A 15707-nucleotide genomic window follows, 5' to 3' on the forward strand; every position below is an offset into this window, starting at 1 on the left:
CTTGTACGAGTCTTGTACGAGGGGAAAGGGGCCGTTCGTCTGCTCTGCTGCTCTGCTGCTCTGCGCGGGTCGGTCAGCCGGCGAGGTGCTTCTTGACCGCCGCGGCGACCCGGCCACCCTCGGCCAGGCCGGCGACCTTCGGGTTCACGATCTTCATGACGGCGCCCATGGCGCGCGGGCCCTCGGCGCCCGCCGCCTTCGCCTCCTCGACGGCCTGGGCGACGATCCGCTCCAGCTCCTCGTCGCCGAGCTGCTTGGGCAGGTACTCGGCGAGGACCTCGCCCTCCGCCTTCTCCCGCTCGGCGCTCTCGGCGCGGCCACCCTGCGCGAAGGCGTCGGCGGCCTCGCGGCGCTTCTTCGCCTCCTTGGTGATCACCTTGAGAACCTCGTCGTCGGAGAGCTCCCGCTTCGTCTTGCCGGCGACCTCCTCCTTGGTGATCGCGGCAAGCGTCAGCCGGAGGGTGGAGGAGCGCAGCTCGTCGCGCCCCCTGATCGCCGTGTTGAGGTCTTCCTGCAGCTTCTGCTTGAGCGTGGTGGTCATGGGTTTGATTGTCGCAGGTACGGGAGGGCGGACGCCCGCTGATTTAAAGGGCGGTGGGCGTCGACGGCCAAGGGGTGGTGGGCCGGCTCGGTGGGTCCCGCGGGTCTGACACGATGGACGCATGCGCGCTCGATACGGAGTACCTCTGGGGATCGCGGCGGCCGGTGCCGCCGGTGTGGTGTACGCGGCGGGGTTCGAGACCCGTTCCTTCCGCCTCCGACGGGTCACGGTGCCCGTCCTGCCCAGAGGGATGCGCCCCCTGCGCCTCCTGCAGGTCTCCGACATCCACATGGTCGGCGGCCAGCGCAAGAAGCAGCGCTGGCTGCGCTCGCTGGCGGGCCTGCGTCCGGACTTCGTGATCAACACGGGGGACAACCTGTCCGACCCGGAGGGTGTGCCGGAGGTGCTGGACGCGCTGGGGCCGCTGATGGAGTTCCCGGGCGCGTACGTCTTCGGTTCGAACGACTACTACGGTCCCAAGCCGCGTAACCCCGCCCGGTATCTGCTGGAGAAGGTGCAGGGCCGCCACGGGCTGAACGGCAACCCGCCGCCGGTCAACGTGCCCCGCAACCCGTGGGAGGACCTGCGGGACGGATTCGACGCGGCGGGCTGGCTGAACCTGACGAACACGCGGGGCACGCTGAAGATCGACGGGATGTCGCTGGAGCTGACGGGACTGGACGACCCGCACATCAAGCGGGACCGGTACGCCGAGGTGGCGGGCGGCCCGTCGGCCGGCGCGGACTTCTCGATGGGCGTGGTGCACGCGCCGTACCTGCGCGTCCTGGACGCGTTCACGGCGGACTCGTACCCCCTGATCCTGGCCGGCCACACCCACGGCGGCCAGATCTGCATCCCGTTCTACGGCGCCCTGGTCACGAACTGCGACCTCGACACGGACCGGGTGAAGGGGCTGTCCCGGCATCGGGCGGAGGGGCGTACGTCGTATCTGCATGTGTCGGCGGGGTGCGGGGCGAATCGGTATACGCCGGTGCGGTTTGCTTGTCCGCCGGAGGTTACGTTGATGACGTTGGTGGAGCGGGTGTAGGTGGGGGTGGGCGCCGGCGAGGGGCTGGGTGCTGGGTGCTGGGTGCTGGGTGCTGGGTGCTGGGTGCTGACGAGAGGGTGAGCCGCCGTGGGCTGCGGTGCGAGCGCAGCTCCGCTGGGGCGAGTGTGTGTGGGTGGCTTGTGCAGTGCCAGCCGGGCTACCGCCCAGGGCGAGGGCGGGGCGGTGGGGCGCCAGCGTTGAGCGCGATACAGGGCGCGGTACCGGGCGCGGAGGGTGAGCGTGTGCCGCCGTGCCGGGCGCGGACGAGCGTGTAAGGCGCGGAACGCGGGTGCGGGGCGCGGTACCGGGCGTGTGCACGAGTGCGAGGTGTGACGCCAGGCCGGGCTCGGTGACGTAACCCGCACGGACCGCCCACCTCGCCCCCTATGCCCGGATTGCCTAGCTTGAGGGCATGACCGCCCCGATACCCAGGGACATCCCGGACCTCCCCGCGGTCCCGGGCGTGCCCGCGCTGCTGCCCTCCCCCGTCCCCGCCACGGCGGTGGTGGCCCCGGTACGCCGACGCCTCGCCGCCGCGTACCGCCTGCTGGTCGCCCTGGCGGCGGCCGGCGCCGTGACCATCGAGCTGCTGCTGGGCCGCCCGGTCCACGTCCTGAGCTACTTCACGATCCAGAGCAACATCTTCCTGGCCCTGGTCCTCACGCTGTCCGCCCGCCGCGCATGGACGGCCCGCCGCCCGCTCCCGTCGGCCCTGACAGGTGCGGCCCTCCTCTATATCGTCATCACCGGCTCGGTGTACCACCTGCTCCTGGCGAACGCCTCCAGCCCCTTCTCGATGACGGGCGAGACCGCCCCTCCGACGGGCTGGCACTGGATCACGAACCAGGTCCTGCACACGGCGGTCCCGGTGGCAGCGGTACTGGACTGGCTGCTCCTGACACACCCCGGCCGCCTGCACCTGCGCCAAGCGGCGACGTGGCTCCTCTACCCCCTGGCGTACCTGGCGTTCTCCTTCACCCGGGGCGAGCTGATCCTCCCCGGCACGCCCGGCCGCTACCTCTACCCTTTCCTCGACGTGGACCTGCACGGCTACAAGAGCGTCCTCGGCAACGCCCTCCTCCTCGGCCTCGCCTTCTACGCCCTGGCCGTCCTCCTCGTGGCCTTGGACCACGCCCGCCCGAACCCCGTCCGCCACCGCGCCAAAACCGGATTTCGTCTACAGCCACCGGTGGGCTAAAGTAAACGACGTCGCCGCGACAAGCAGGACCAGCAGCGACATCGGGGTGTAGCGCAGCTTGGCAGCGCGCTTCGTTCGGGACGAAGAGGTCGTGGGTTCAAATCCCGCCACCCCGACAGCCAGAACAGCAGATCAGGCTCGTTACTGAGAGATCAGTAACGGGTCTGATTTGCTTTGTGGCCCTGTTTTGGGAGCCATTTGGGAGTCAACTGGGTGTGATCTTCGGGATCCGGCTCCCCGTGGCTCCCCGAGGAGCGGCCTGCTGGCTCCTCTTGGCGCGGGCGTATCCATCGCGCCCCGAATGAGTCACTGCACGGCTTGTGCCGAGCAGACCTAAGACGGTACGACGATCGCCATGCACCCTTGGTCTCCGTTGAACGACCGGCAGCTCGCACTCCTCACCCGTATTGGGGACGGAGACCCCGTCACGTCGGACAGCCCCGAGCTCGCCGTCACAGCTCGCGCGCTCAGGGACCGGGGCTTGGTGACCATGCCTCGGAAGAAGGGGAGGTGGCAGGCGGAGATCACTGACGCGGGGCGCTTCTACCTGGAGCACGGTCACCATCCCGACCGTCCGGAGCCGGCTCCACGCAAGCCTCGCGCAGCGGCGTCTGAAGCCGGGGCGCAGGTTGCCGCTGATCCGTCACAGGATGCCGATCCCCCGAACGAGACGAAGCCCTCCCCGAAACGGGCCGTGAAACCTCCGCGCCCGTCGTCGGCGACTGTCGGACCGGCGCTCATCGCGCAGGTGCAGGAGGCCGGACGATTCCTTCGGATTCCGGACCCCAGCGAGGCGGAACGGGCTCGGTATCGCAGGGCGTTCGACGCGGCGCGGCAGTGCGCTCGCGGAGGGGTATCACCTGAAGTACAGCGGACGGGCGAAGGGAGACTTCTTCCTCGGTCTGCTCAGGGTGTCCGGCGAGGACGACACCGAGTGGAACCGGATCCGGCTAGCGCGAAGCCGTGTGATCACCGATGTCGAGGACGTGCTCGCCGCTGTTACCAAGGACCACAGCGCCTTCGAGATCTCCGAGGAGGTCCTCCCGAGGGTGCTCGCGCTGATTCGGCTCCTCGCCGAACAGGCACTCGCGCGGTACGGCGAGATCGCAGTGTCCAAGAAACGAAGGCAGCCGAGGCCGCTGCTCACTGTCCACGGCAGGACGTACGAGGTCGGCTTTCGTGAGCGGCAGAAGCAGGTCCGGTACGTCCCCAAGCAGCCGGGCCGACGCACGTACGACTGGCAGCGGGTCACGCCGGCCCACAAGTCCGAGCCGTCCGGCGAACTGGAGCTGCTGGTCAGCGAGAACTCGGGTTACAGCTACAGCTACGGCTGGAAGAAGGAATGGGCCGACACGGCCAAGAAGCCGTTGGAGGAGCAGATCGCTTCAATTTTCCGGGCGTTGAAGGCACGCGCGGAGGAGCAGGAGCGGGCCCGGCTGGAACGGGAGGCGGAGCAGCGGCGTCTGCGAGAGGAGCGCGAGCGCCAGGAGGCCGAGCGCCGTCGGCTGGCGGCGGAGCGGGAGGAGCGCGAGCGGCGGGAGTGGAAGGCCGCCGTAAGTACGGCTTCAGTCAAGGCGGTTCACTCGGTACGGGCCGAGCACTTCGGCATGGCCCTGGAACAGTGGCGGGCCGCAGGTGAGATCCGGGCGTTCTGCGCCGCGCTGGATGAAGTCGCCGCCGCGTCGGAAGACGCCCTCGAAGCTGACAGGCTGCGCGAGTGGTCGGCGTGGGGGAACGCGGAGGCCGATCAGCTCGACCCCACGACGAACGGCAAGGGCCTGGCCACCCATGACTTCAACGTGGAGCCGACGAAAAAGCAGCTGCGACTGTTCCTCGACGGCTGGCGGCCGGACCGGCCGGAGAAGGAGCCTCCGGCACAGCCAACGCCTCCGAGGCCGGAGCCAGACCCGTGGCGCGGCGTCATCGACGCACATCAGGATCAAGGGTGGCGATATGGACGCCCAGGTCGCGCTCAATGGTGGAGGCGATGACGCCATGACCTCGGTCGCGTAGGGCCTTGGCCGCCTTCTCGACGAGTTCCCCGAGCCGGATGACCTCGGCGCGCAGGGCTACCAACTCGTCGTAGCGGTCGGCCTTGTCTTCGCCGCACCAGGCCCGGACGGTTCGCAGGACGGCCGACTCCGCGTCCAACTTCCGGTCGTCCCGTCGGCTGTAGGAGTACCAGGAAGACTGGGCGCGTTCCTGCTCGATGGCCTGCTGCTTGCGGTCCGCCTCCGGAAGGATCTCGTCGGCGAGGCGGCTGGCGACCTGGTGGGCGACGCGTTCGGTGACCGGCCACCCGGCCAGGCACATGCCGTGGCGGTTCTCGTAGACCATGGCGTCGCCGCGGAGTTCAGCTGCGTCCATGCCGATGAGCGGTGCCGTCTCGTCGAGGCGGCTCAGCTCCAGGACCCCGGCGTCGGCCACCGTTCGGCGCAGACGGAGCCTGTTCTTCGGACGGACGAAGCCGAGGACCATGCGGGCAGCCTCGAAATCCGTGCTGCCCCGGACGTGACGAGAGGACTCGGCCAGCGCCAGCTCCGCCGCGTCGTCCGCGCGGAACGTATCAACATCCGCCCACGGTGCTACAAGAGAGCCGGAACTGACCCACTCCTGCAGGCCAGCAGCATCGCCTTCGAGGAACCGCACGTGGACCCAGCCAGACCTGCCGGGGCCGCCCACTCGAACGACCTCCATATGGAGGACCTCGCTGCCCAGGTCCTTCGGCCTCGCGCGGTACGCCCAGTGCTCGCCAATCTCCATGTGCCCATTGAGCCAGATCTGTTGGAGCCGTCACTGGGCGTTTGCCACAACTACCAGGCAAGCTCCTCATCACCAGGTTGACACAGCGGCACTCCGGCGCCGAGCCGGCCGCCGCCCGGGCCGCCGCGGCGCCCGGTGACGCATCGCACCCCTTCCTTACTTTTAGTCACAAGATGATCACGAGGTGGAACGGGCAGGCAATCTGGTGGCTGATCAGCAAGAAAATGTCACTCTACGTTCGCCGGGATTGTCCGGCGCCCTGTGGGCTGGGGAGCCTCAGGGGCGAGGGGATGGGGAATGAGTACTTACCGCTTCAATCCGCCGCCGGGTTGGCCTACGCCACCCGCGGGATGGATGCCGCCGCCGGACTGGCGGCCCGACCCATCGTGGCCCCCGATGCCCGACGGATGGCAGTTATGGGTCCCGGAGGCTGGTTCCACCCCCGACACCCTCGCCGTCAGCCCTGCCACCGGAGCCTCTGCTGTACCGGCCGCACCCGCTCCAGGGAGTACGACCGCGGTGCCGGCGCCTCGGAAGAGCGGGCTGTTCGGGCGGCGTCGTTCGGATGCCGTGTCCGAGGCCGACGAGTTGCGGGCGTGGATCGCACGGACGCAGGGCCTGGATGCAGCGCAAGTCGCGGACCTCGTACGGCAGGTCGAGGCGGAGGCCACCGCGCTGCGTGAGAAGGCGGGCGCCGAAGCCGCCGAGGAGGCCGAGGGGATCCTTAAGGACGCACGCGAGACGGCGAAGGAGATCCTCGACGACGCGCGCCGGACCGCGAAGGAGACCGAACGCGTGCGCAAGGAGGCGGACCGGCACCGCAAGGACGTCTCCGATGCCGAGCGGCAACTGGCCGAACTGCAGGGCCGGATCGTCAACGCCGACGAGACCGCCATGCTGCAGGAGGCCGGGATCTACTCCTACCGGCACGCGCTGCACGACGCGATCGCCTACCGCAGCCGACTCGACACGCTCCAGAACGAGATCAAGACGCTCGCCCGTGGGGGCCGCGCCGTCCAGGCGGCCACGGACTGGACGGTCAACGGCTCCAAACGCGAGGGCCAGAAGATGGTCCGCGACTTCTCCAAACTCATGCTGCGCGCCTACAACGCAGAGGCCGACTACGCCGTGCGGTCCATGCGGCCGCACCGGCTGAGTTCCCTCGTCGACCGGCTCTATAAGAGCCGCGAGACGATCGCCCGGCTGGGTGCCACCATGCACATCCGGATCACCGACGAATACCACAACGCGCGGGTACGGGAATTGGAACTCACCGCCGACTTTCTGCAGAAGAAGGAAGAGGAGAAGGAGGCACAGCGCGAGGCTCGCGCCCGAGAGCGTGAGGAGGCCGCGGTCCAGCGGGAACTCGACCGGCAGCGCGAGAAGCTGAACAAGGAACTCGGCCACTATCAGGCGGCACTTGACCGCCTGCGCGAGCGCGGTGACGAGGCCGGCATCGCGGAGATGCAGGCCAAACTGGCCGAGATCGAGAACGCCCTGCAGGATGTCGAATCCCGCGCCGCCAACATCCGCGCCGGCTATGTGTACGTCATCTCGAACATCGGCGCCTTCGGCGACCGCATGGTGAAGATCGGCATGACGCGCCGCCTCGAACCACTGGAGCGGGTCTACGAGTTGAGCGGTGCGGCCGTTCCCTTCCGCTTCGACGTCCACGCGCTGATCTTCAGCAAGGACGCGGTCGGCCTGGAGACGGAACTCCACCGCCAGTTCGCCTCGCGACGGGTCAACCAGGTCAACAGCCGCAAGGAGTTCTTCTATGCCACCCCGGCGGAGGTGCGGGACGCGCTGCAACGGTTCGCCGGACAGCACCTGATCGAGTTCACCGAGGAGCCCCAGGCACTGGAATGGCGGGCCGGGCGACGCGTGGGCGAGGCAGGTGCGCCTGCCGCGCGCGCAGGAGGAGTTGTGGCCCCGACGGCATGATGTGCGACAAAGCGTCACTACGATCACCGTCATGGATTGGCTGGAGCGTGCCGCGAAGCTGAGGCAGTGGAGCCGGGACGGAGTGCGGGCCCCCCACAAGCCATTGCTGCTGCTGTACGCGCTGGGCCGTTTTCAGGCAGATTCCGCTGACGAGTTGCCGTACAGCGCGGTTGAGGCAGATCTGAAGCAACTGCTGGTGGAGTACGGTCCGCCGCGCGCGACCACGCCCGCCTACCCCTTCCATCACCTCGTCAGCGACGGAGTGTGGGAAGTGCGGACCGAGCACGGCGCCGGCAGCCCGGGCACCGGAGTGCGGGAGCTCCGGGCCAGCCGAGCTGCTGGGCGGCTGGCCCCTGACCTCCAGGTGGCGCTGCGGCGGGAACCGTCGCTGCTGGGCCGCATGGCACGGGTGCTGCTGGATCTGCACTTCCCGGCGTCACTGCACCAAGACCTATGCGACGCGGTGGGCCTGGAACTGGAACTGGCGGAGACCGCCGCCCTGGCAGCACCCGGGCGTCGGCAACGAGACCGGCGGATGCGGGAGATGGTGCTGACCGCGTACGAGTACCAGTGCGCCTTCTGCGGCTACGACGGGATGATCGCCACGACGCCCGTCGGGCTGGAGGCCGCGCACGTGCGCTGGTGGGCGTTCAACGGACCGGACGACGTCGACAACGGGCTGTGCCTGTGCTCGCTGCACCACAAACTCTTCGACAAGGGCGTCCTCGGCATAGGCGACGGCCACCGCATCCTGGTCTCTCAGCAATTCATCGGCCGCAGCTCGGCTGCCCGCGAGCTTGTCACCGCGCTCTCCGGCCGTCCGCTCATCGGCCCTCAACCCGGCGCCCGGCCAATCGCGGCAGCCCACCGCTCCTGGCACACCAGCCAGGTCTTCCACGGCAGCCCACGCCCCACCACCGCCTGACCCGGTGTTCAATGCGGGATTTCCTGGGGCTGGGAGCACCAAGCATCCCTGATCGTGCAGCAGACCCCGCTGCCTGCGGGGACCGGTCCGTCCCGATGCCCGCTTCAACCGGCTTCAGGACAGGCGATCGACCTGACGCAGGCCGTCGTCTAAGGCATCGAGTGGCGGAACTCGATACTGGCCTCACCGCCTTCGTAACGCTCCTCGGAGCGGGAAATGCAGCGTCTCAGGACGGCCACCTCGGACTCCAGGTCGCAGCTCATCGCAGGCGCCAACCCCCTGCCCTAGCCAGCGATCCAAGGGGACGGAGTTGGAGCCTGCAAAACATAGTCCCGAGATCGTTCCCAGGCCAGCGAGCACAGCAACGGCAACCACGCATCCCGCACGGACCAGAAGGGTTCGGCGTCGCGGAGTTCAGCGCAGAGACCGCCGCTCGTCCACACGACGTGTCGGCACGCCCAAGAACACATCGGGCAGCGCAGAGCCGTAAAGGATGTTGAAGGTGTCCAACCGATAGGACCAGGCACCGCCGCAGCTGCCGACGAATCGGTAGTTGATACGCCATTGCAGCCACTGGCCGGGAGCCAGGCGAACCGCAGGCGGGCGCCGGTTGCGTCGTGGCTTGGCAAACATGCTCACCTCCGGTGGATCCACGCGCAGCAGCCCATCGACCTCACGGAGGATCGTCCCGGGTGCCGACAGGTCCTGCACCTTCATACGAGGCTCGAAGGAGTCGAACTCCCGCATTTCGATCTCGTGGAGGGCAGAGCTCAGGCCCGGCGGCAGCAAGAAGGCCGTTGGAGTGGCATTTCTGCGAGCAGCTTCCGGGCCCCCGCGCGACTTCTTCGTCCACGACGTGCGCACCCACTGAACAACAGCATCCATAGGGGCAATCATCAGGTCGGACGTCGCACGAGGCTACGGAGTTACGGCTCATCTCCCTTGCCGCCGGCCGCAGTTCACGCCCCTCCACCCACGCCCGGTACGTAAGAGGCAGGTGAGTTGACTCGATGGTTGCGAGTGGGAAGGGGGTGTTTGGGGGTTCCATGGGAGTGCGTTGAATTTGGTGTGCTGTCCTGATTTTGGAGTGTTTTCGGGGGAGGACAGCTCGTGATTGTGACCATGCGCAGTGAGGATTTGCCCGCCGCTGATCGGTTTCCTTGGTGGTGTGAGCAGATGGCTCAGGACATCGTGCCGTCGATGGTCAGCAGTCCACACGCCGGGGATTTTCGGTCCGTTGTGACCGTGGCGGAGTTGGGCCGGGTGCTGGTGACGGCCATCGACTATCCGGAGTTGTTGTCCGTGCGGTCGTCGGCGCTGGTGCGCCGGTCGGATCCCGAGCGGTTCGGGCTCAGCCTTGTCGTTGCGAATGATCTGTGCGTCGCTCAGCGGGACAACAGGTCCCGGCTGCATCCGGGACAGTTACTGCTCCACGACACCTCCCAGCCCCTGGAGACCCACGCCCTGCCCGGGGCCGCCGGCCGCGGGGAGATGGTGATGCTGCAACTGCCCAAGAGCGCCCTGCCGTTACGGACCGAGCGGCTGTATCCGCTGCTCGGCCGAGGGATGTCCGGTACTTGCGGAATGGGCTCCGTCTTCGCCCGCTACCTCGTCGGCGTCGCCGGTGTCGTCCGGCGCGGAGAGGTCTGCGTGCGTGAGGCCGAGCGGCTCGGTGAGGTCGCCCTCGACCTCTTCGCCGCGACCCTCGCCTCGCACATCGACGCCGAGGACCGGCTGCGCCCGGAGACCCGACGGCAGGCACTGATCGCCAGGATCGAGACCTTCGTACAACTCAATCTGTCGGATCCCGAGTTGACGCCTGCGGCCATCGCCGCCCATCACCACATTTCGCTGGGTTACCTGCATCGGCTCTTCCAGCATCGGGAGCTCACCGTCGCGGCCTGGATACGGCACCTGCGGCTGGAGCGTGCCCGGGCCGATCTCGCCGATCCTCGGCTGTGCCATCACCCGGTCCACGCCCTGGGCGCGCGCTGGGGCTTCCAGCACGCCGCCGACTTCAGCCGTGCCTTCCGCAACGCGCACGGCATGCCTCCGGGCGACTACCGCCGCCAGGCCCTCGGGGCGGGCCGTGCGGCAGTGGACGCAGGGTCAACGGACGGGTGACTCTGTGCCAACGACGTCACCCCCTGCGCACTGACACCGTGTCCAACAGGTTCACGAACAGGAGTGCAGGATGAGTACTACCGCTCAGGCAACCACGGCACAGGTCCGGCAGGCGATGGTGAGCAACTGTCTCTGGGGGGTCCAGCACAACGCCGACATCCACTACTCGCAGGCCCGGCCGATGCCCATCGGGATAGCCGTGCACCAGCTTCCCTTCTCCACCGACTGCTCGGGCTTCGCCACGATCATGGCGAAGTGGAGCGGGGCCGGCGACCCGAACGGGTCCGGGTTCAACGGGCAGGGTTACACCGGCACCATGCTCGACCACTGCGAGCACATCACCGCCGCCGAGACCCAGCCCGGCGACTTCGTCGTCTTCGGCGCCGGCACCGGTACGCACGTCGTCGTCCTCGTCGAGAGCGCGGCCAAGGGGCTCTCCGCGCTGTGCGTGTCCCATGGCCAGGAGGCCGACCCGATCCGCACCACCCTCCAGGACGAGGCGAACTCGCACCGCGGCGAGCCCCTCACCTACCTCCGGTTGCCGGGCGGTGGCAGCACGCCCCCGTCGAAGGGCAATCCGTACTGCCCGCTCGCCGTGGACGGCGGGTTCGGCGTCAACACCACCAAGGCACTCCAGTGGGTGCTGGGTGTGAGCGTGGACGGTCAGTTCGGGATCAAGACCAAGAAGGCGCTCCAGGCCCACCTCCACGTGCCCGTCGACGGCGACATCGGTCCGGTGACGGTCAAGGCCCTCCAGGCGCACGTCGGTGTCACGCAGGACGGCGACTGGGGGAAGAACACCACCATGGGGCTTCAGAGGGCGCTCAACGCCAGCCGTTTCTGAGAACCAGGGGAGGACCAGGGGGCGCCGCGGTCAGTTGTTCCAGCTTTCGTCGTACGGGTCCTTCGGTACGGGGACCGGAGTCGCCGACGTCACCTGGAGGTACGGGACGGGGCCGTTGTTGACCGGGTCCCTGGTCTCCTTGGCGGTGTAAGTGCCGGTCACCTCAAGCCACTTGTCCGGCTGGAGGACCGGGGGGATCTTTCCGGTCAGGGCGATCTTCACCGGCTGGGCGTCCGCGGCGCAGCAGTTGAGGGCCATGCGGACCAGGTAGGGGGCGCCCGTGCGGTCCAGGGCCACGAAGCCGGTGACCTTGATCCGGCGGCCGGTTAGGTGGCGGCCGTGGTCGTAGACCGCGCGGGTCGCGTAGTCGACCACCGTGAGGGGGAGCGGGTCCTCGGCCGGCAACGCGTTGTAGCCGTACGGCTGTTGGAGGGCCGTGCCGGTGCGCATCGCGCTGTACGAGCCGAGGGCCGGCGGGGCGACCAGGATGAGGGCGAGGAGGGGGAGGACCAGGAGCCACGAGATACGGGGCTCGCGGTGGACATGGTCCTGGTCCTGGTCCTGGTCGTGGCCATGGTCCTGGTCGTGACCATGGTCCTGGTCGTGGCCATGGTCGTGCTCGTGGTCCTCCTCCTTGCTCGCTGTGCCCTTCGGCTTTCGGCCGCGCCACTCGTACCACGCCGTCGCCAGTGACGTCGCTATCAGTACCGCGCCCGACAGGAGCAGCAGCGGCTGCAGGCCCGCCTTGACATAGCGCAGGTACAGGTCGGTGAAGCCGGCGTGGAGCAGGGCCGCGCCGGTGAGGAACAGGACCGCAGCCTGTGCCTGGCGGTTCACAGCAGCACCGCCGCGGTCAGGACCGCGCCCAGGATCGCCGCCACGAACGTCGCGGGGGCGAAGCGGAGGGCGAAGCCGCGGCCGAAGGTGCCCGCCTGCATCGCGAAGAGCTTCAGGTCGATCATCGGGCCCACCACCAGGAACGCCAGTTTGGCCGTGAGTGAGAACTGGGTCAGCGACGCCGCCACGAACGCGTCCGCCTCCGAGCAGATGGACAGCAGTACGGCCAGGATCGCGAGCGCGAGGATCGCGACCAGCGGGTTGTCCGCGGCCGTGCGCAGCCAGCTCGCCGGGGCCACGGCCTTGAGGGTCGCCGCCGCCATCGCGCCGACCACCAGGAAGCCGCCCGCGTGCATCACGTCGTGCCGGACCGAGCCCCAGAAGGCCGCGCCCTTGGTGTCGCCCTCGTGGTGCGGGCGCTCCGGCGGGCGCAGCCAGTCCGTACGGCCCAGGCGGTGCCACAGCCAGCCCATCGCGCAGGCCACGAGGAGGCTGGCCACGAAGCGGGCCAGGACCATCTCGGGGTTGCGGGGGAAGGCCACGGCGGTCGCGGTCAGGACGATGGGGTTGATCGCCGGCGCGGAGAGGAGGAAGGCGAGGGCCGCGGCCGGGGTGACGCCTCGGCGGACCAGGGCGCCGGCCACCGGGACCGACGCGCACTCGCAGCCCGGGAGAATCGCGCCCGCCATGCCCGCGACCGGGACGGCTAGGGCGGGGCGGCTGGGCAGGGCCCGGGCGAAGAAGGACGGCGGCACGAACACCGCGATCGCCGCGGAGAGCAGCACGCCGAGCACGAGGAACGGCAGTGCCTGAACGAGTACGGCGACGAACACCGTCATCCAGCTCTGCATCACCGGCGCGGACAGGGCTCCGCGGATGGGGCCCTGGAGCAGGACCAGGAGGAGCAGGAGCATGGTGAGGACGAGGGGGGACCGCGATTCGCGGCGACCGGCTTCCGCCGATCCGTCGGCCTTCGCCGACCCGCCGACCTCCGCCGCACGCACCGGCTCCGACGCCTGCTCCGGCTCGGATGCCGTGTCGGGCGCACGCCCCGCCACCTGCTTGACCGGACTGTCCGCGGCCCGTTCCGCCGCCTTCCCGGTCACCCTCCCCTCCCCTTCCGGGGCGCAGGTCGTCGGCTCATGGCTGTCCTCCCCCGTGGGGGCTGGTCGGGTGATGGCCACGGGCGCGGTACCTCCGGTGATGCGGCAGGGGGTTGGTCTCCCTCCCCTTCGGTACGGCGGGGAGGGCGTGAACGTTCAGTGACCCTGGCCGTTCGTTGCTGGAACCACCTGTCCCGGTGCGGCACTCTTCTCCCTCGTGGGGAGCGTGCCGAATCAGGGACAGCCGGACGGGGACCCGTCCGCGCACATGGTCGTGTGCGGCGACGACGGGCTGGCGCACCGGCTCGCCGCCGAACTTCGGGGGGTGTACGGGGAGCAGGTCACCCTCGTCGTACCCCCGTCCGAGCGGACTGTGCGGCCGCCGGTGGTCGGGCGCGCCCGGGCGACGACGGCCGCGCTGATCGACCGGGTGAGCGCCGCCGTGAACCGCGGCAACGGCAACGGCGAACCCGTCGGGAGCGAACGCCTCGTGGAAGCCGCCGAGCCCACCGAGGAGGCGCTCGGGACCGCGGGCGTCGCGCATGCCGCCGCGCTCGCGCTCGTGTACGACGACGACGAGACCAACATCCGCGCCGCCCTCACCGCCCGCCGCCTCAACCCCCGCCTGCGGCTCGTGCTGCGCCTCTACAACCGGCGGCTCGGTCAGCACATCGAGGAACTCCTCGACCAGGCAGCCGCGTTGGCCGCGGGCGCCGGCGACGGATCCAACTTCGACGCCTCTACGACTGTGCTGTCCGACGCCGATACGGCCGCGCCCGCGCTGGTCGCGACCGCCGTGGCCGGCACCAGCAAGGTCGTACAGACCGACGGGCTGCTGTTGCGGGCCGTGGAGCGGGCGCCGCGGCCCGGGCAGGTGGCCGAGCCCGGGCTCGCCACGCTCGCGGTGCTGTCGCCGACCAGCGGGGATCCGGTTGGTGCGGCTGGTGCTGCTGGTGCGGTTGGCGCGGACGGTTCCGGGCTCGGTGAGGACGACGGGCCCCTGCTGCTGCCGGACGCGGCGGCGGTACGGGGTGCGACGGGGCGTGGGACCGTCGTACTGGAGCAGGTGTCGTACTCCGGGCCCGCGCTGCCGCCCGCTCGCGGGGCCGTGCCGTTCGCCTCGCTCTTCTCGCGGCGGCTGCGGTGGTCGCTCGCCGGCATGGTGGGGTGTGTGATCGGGCTCGCCGTGGCCCTGTGGGTGGTCACCGGGATGCATCCGCTGAGCGCCTTCTATCTGACGCTGCTCGATCTCTTCGCCATCGACGATCCCGCGATCGGGGCGCCTGTGGGGCGGCAGGTACTCCAACTCCTGTCCGGGCTGGTGGGGTTGCTGCTGCTGCCGGTGCTGCTGGCCGCCGTGCTCGAAGCGCTGGGGACCTTCCGGTCGGCCTCGGCCCTGCGGAAGCCTCCTCGGGGGCTCGGTGGGCATGTGGTCCTCCTCGGGCTGGGCAAGATCGGTACGCGGGTGCTGGTCCGGCTGCGCGAACTGCACATTCCGGTGGTGTGCGTCGAGTCCGATCCAGAGGCCCGGGGGTTGGCCACGGCTCGGCGGTTGCGGGTGCCTGTGGTGTTGGGGGACGTCACTCAGGAAGGTGTGCTGGAGGCCGCCAAGATTCATCGGGCGCATGCGCTGCTGGCCGTGACCAGTGCGGATACGACGAATCTCGAGGCCGCGTTGTACGCGCGGTCGGTTCGGCCGGATCTGCGGGTGGTGCTGCGGTTGTACGACGACGATTTCGCGACCGCCGTGTACCGGACGCTTCGGGCCGCTCATCCTCGGGCGTCCACGCGGAGTCGGAGCGTGTCTCATCTGGCTGCGCCGGCGTTTGCCGGGGCGATGATGGGGCGGCAGATTCTGGGGGCGATTCCGGTCGAGCGGCGGGTGCTGCTGTTCGCCGCGGTGGATGTGGGTGGGCATCCGCAGCTGGAGGGGAAGACCGTGGCGGAGGCGTTTCGGGCGGGGGCGTGGCGGGTGTTGGCGTTGGATACGGGGGTTCGGGGGGCCGGGGGGTCCGGGGGTAGTGGGGGTGGCCAGGAGCCTGCGGTGGAGGAGGCGTACGAGGACGGGCGGGGGTCGGGGCTGGTGTGGGATCTGCCGGATACGTATGTGTTGCGGGCGGAGGATCGGGTGGTGCTGGCGGCTACGCGGCGGGGGTTGGCGGAGTTGCTGGGGCGGCGTCGGCGGGAGCGGGCGGGGGCCTGACCGGTGCGCGGCGCTGGGGCGGGGGTAGGCGGGTGTTGCTCGCCCGCGCCGGCGGGGTGCCTCCGCAGAGGGGACCCCCAGCGCCCACCTGTGCCGCCCCAGCGGCACGACTGCCCGCAGGCTGCGTGCGTGGAGCGTGGAGCGACACGGCGCGACTGCCCGCAGACGGCGCTGCGT

At 69.6% G+C, this 15707-nt stretch carries 13 protein-coding genes and 1 tRNA gene; 9 read left to right on the forward strand and 5 right to left on the reverse strand.

Features of this window, described 5'->3' with window-relative positions:
* Positions 1-73: 73 nt before the first annotated feature.
* A complete protein-coding gene (locus ABZ848_RS06460) occupies positions 74-541 on the reverse strand; it encodes a GatB/YqeY domain-containing protein (protein ID WP_360826233.1) in 468 nt (155 codons plus the stop codon).
* 121 nt (positions 542-662) lie between these two features.
* On the opposite strand from ABZ848_RS06460, the gene ABZ848_RS06465 reads away from it, so the two are divergent.
* The 4 genes from ABZ848_RS06465 to ABZ848_RS06480 all read left to right on the forward strand — a co-directional run bounded on the left by ABZ848_RS06465 (position 663) and on the right by ABZ848_RS06480 (position 4778).
* A complete protein-coding gene (locus ABZ848_RS06465; RefSeq protein WP_360826236.1) occupies positions 663-1589 on the forward strand; it encodes a metallophosphoesterase in 927 nt (308 codons plus the stop codon).
* Between the two features lie 412 nt (positions 1590-2001).
* A complete protein-coding gene (locus tag ABZ848_RS06470; protein WP_360826239.1) occupies positions 2002-2787 on the forward strand; it encodes a Pr6Pr family membrane protein in 786 nt (261 codons plus the stop codon).
* A gap of 42 nt (positions 2788-2829) precedes the next feature.
* A tRNA-Pro gene (locus ABZ848_RS06475) sits at positions 2830-2903 on the forward strand.
* A gap of 849 nt (positions 2904-3752) precedes the next feature.
* Positions 3753-4778 (forward strand): hypothetical protein, encoded by a 1026-nt coding sequence (locus ABZ848_RS06480; protein ID WP_360826242.1) that lies wholly within the window; start codon positions 3753-3755, stop codon positions 4776-4778.
* Here ABZ848_RS06480 and ABZ848_RS06485 read toward each other — a convergent pair.
* Positions 4708-5550, reverse strand: coding sequence for a PE-PGRS family protein (locus ABZ848_RS06485; protein ID WP_360826245.1), 843 nt, complete (start codon positions 5548-5550; stop codon positions 4708-4710). The two genes, ABZ848_RS06480 and ABZ848_RS06485, sit on opposite strands and share 71 nt — an antisense overlap.
* Positions 5551-6069: 519 nt before the next feature.
* Here ABZ848_RS06485 and ABZ848_RS06490 point away from each other — a divergent pair.
* Together ABZ848_RS06490 and ABZ848_RS06495 are read left to right on the forward strand one after the other, a co-directional pair.
* On the forward strand, positions 6070-7494 hold the full coding sequence (locus ABZ848_RS06490) for a DUF4041 domain-containing protein (protein WP_360826248.1): 1425 nt from the start codon (positions 6070-6072) through the stop codon (positions 7492-7494).
* 31 nt (positions 7495-7525) lie between these two features.
* Positions 7526-8419 carry a phosphorothioated DNA-binding restriction endonuclease gene (locus ABZ848_RS06495; protein WP_360826251.1) on the forward strand — a complete coding sequence of 298 codons (894 nt, stop codon included), beginning with the start codon at positions 7526-7528 and terminating at the stop codon, positions 8417-8419.
* Positions 8420-8833: 414 nt separating this feature from the next.
* On the opposite strand, the gene ABZ848_RS06500 is transcribed toward ABZ848_RS06495, so the two are convergent.
* Positions 8834-9304: a hypothetical protein gene (locus ABZ848_RS06500; RefSeq protein WP_360826254.1), complete on the reverse strand. Its 471-nt coding sequence runs from the start codon at positions 9302-9304 to the stop codon at positions 8834-8836.
* Positions 9305-9595: 291 nt separating this feature from the next.
* On the opposite strand from ABZ848_RS06500, the gene ABZ848_RS06505 reads away from it, so the two are divergent.
* Positions 9596-10543 (forward strand): helix-turn-helix domain-containing protein, encoded by a 948-nt coding sequence (locus ABZ848_RS06505; protein WP_360826257.1) that lies wholly within the window; start codon positions 9596-9598, stop codon positions 10541-10543.
* Positions 10544-10613: 70 nt separating this feature from the next.
* Entirely contained in the window at positions 10614-11387 is a 774-nt protein-coding gene (locus ABZ848_RS06510) for a peptidoglycan-binding domain-containing protein (protein ID WP_360826260.1), read from the forward strand.
* Positions 11388-11417: 30 nt separating this feature from the next.
* On the opposite strand, the gene ABZ848_RS06515 is transcribed toward ABZ848_RS06510, so the two are convergent.
* Positions 11418-12224: a TIGR03943 family protein gene (locus ABZ848_RS06515; protein ID WP_360826263.1), complete on the reverse strand. Its 807-nt coding sequence runs from the start codon at positions 12222-12224 to the stop codon at positions 11418-11420.
* Positions 12221-13330: a permease gene (locus ABZ848_RS06520; protein WP_360826266.1), complete on the reverse strand. Its 1110-nt coding sequence runs from the start codon at positions 13328-13330 to the stop codon at positions 12221-12223. Before ABZ848_RS06520 ends, ABZ848_RS06515 begins: the two co-directional genes overlap by 4 nt.
* 265 nt (positions 13331-13595) lie before the next feature.
* On the opposite strand from ABZ848_RS06520, the gene ABZ848_RS06525 reads away from it, so the two are divergent.
* Positions 13596-15530 carry an NAD(P)-binding protein gene (locus ABZ848_RS06525; protein ID WP_360827153.1) on the forward strand — a complete coding sequence of 645 codons (1935 nt, stop codon included), beginning with the start codon at positions 13596-13598 and terminating at the stop codon, positions 15528-15530.
* Positions 15531-15707 lie beyond the last annotated feature (177 nt).

This window comes from Streptomyces sp. NPDC047081, assembly GCF_040643775.1.
Classification (GTDB): Bacteria; Actinomycetota; Actinomycetes; order Streptomycetales; family Streptomycetaceae; genus Streptomyces.

Coding starts and splice junctions, on each gene's coding strand:
- ABZ848_RS06485 (WP_360826245.1), bottom strand. CDS start 5,550: ATGGAGATTGGCGAGCACTGGGCGTACCGCGCGAGGCCGAAGGACCTG.
- ABZ848_RS06460 (WP_360826233.1), bottom strand. CDS start 541: ATGACCACCACGCTCAAGCAGAAGCTGCAGGAAGACCTCAACACGGCG.
- ABZ848_RS06525 (WP_360827153.1), top strand. CDS start 13,596: ATGGTCGTGTGCGGCGACGACGGGCTGGCGCACCGGCTCGCCGCCGAA.
- ABZ848_RS06500 (WP_360826254.1), bottom strand. CDS start 9,304: ATGGATGCTGTTGTTCAGTGGGTGCGCACGTCGTGGACGAAGAAGTCG.
- ABZ848_RS06505 (WP_360826257.1), top strand. CDS start 9,596: ATGGCTCAGGACATCGTGCCGTCGATGGTCAGCAGTCCACACGCCGGG.
- ABZ848_RS06465 (WP_360826236.1), top strand. CDS start 663: ATGCGCGCTCGATACGGAGTACCTCTGGGGATCGCGGCGGCCGGTGCC.
- ABZ848_RS06510 (WP_360826260.1), top strand. CDS start 10,614: ATGAGTACTACCGCTCAGGCAACCACGGCACAGGTCCGGCAGGCGATG.
- ABZ848_RS06470 (WP_360826239.1), top strand. CDS start 2,002: ATGACCGCCCCGATACCCAGGGACATCCCGGACCTCCCCGCGGTCCCG.
- ABZ848_RS06495 (WP_360826251.1), top strand. CDS start 7,526: ATGGATTGGCTGGAGCGTGCCGCGAAGCTGAGGCAGTGGAGCCGGGAC.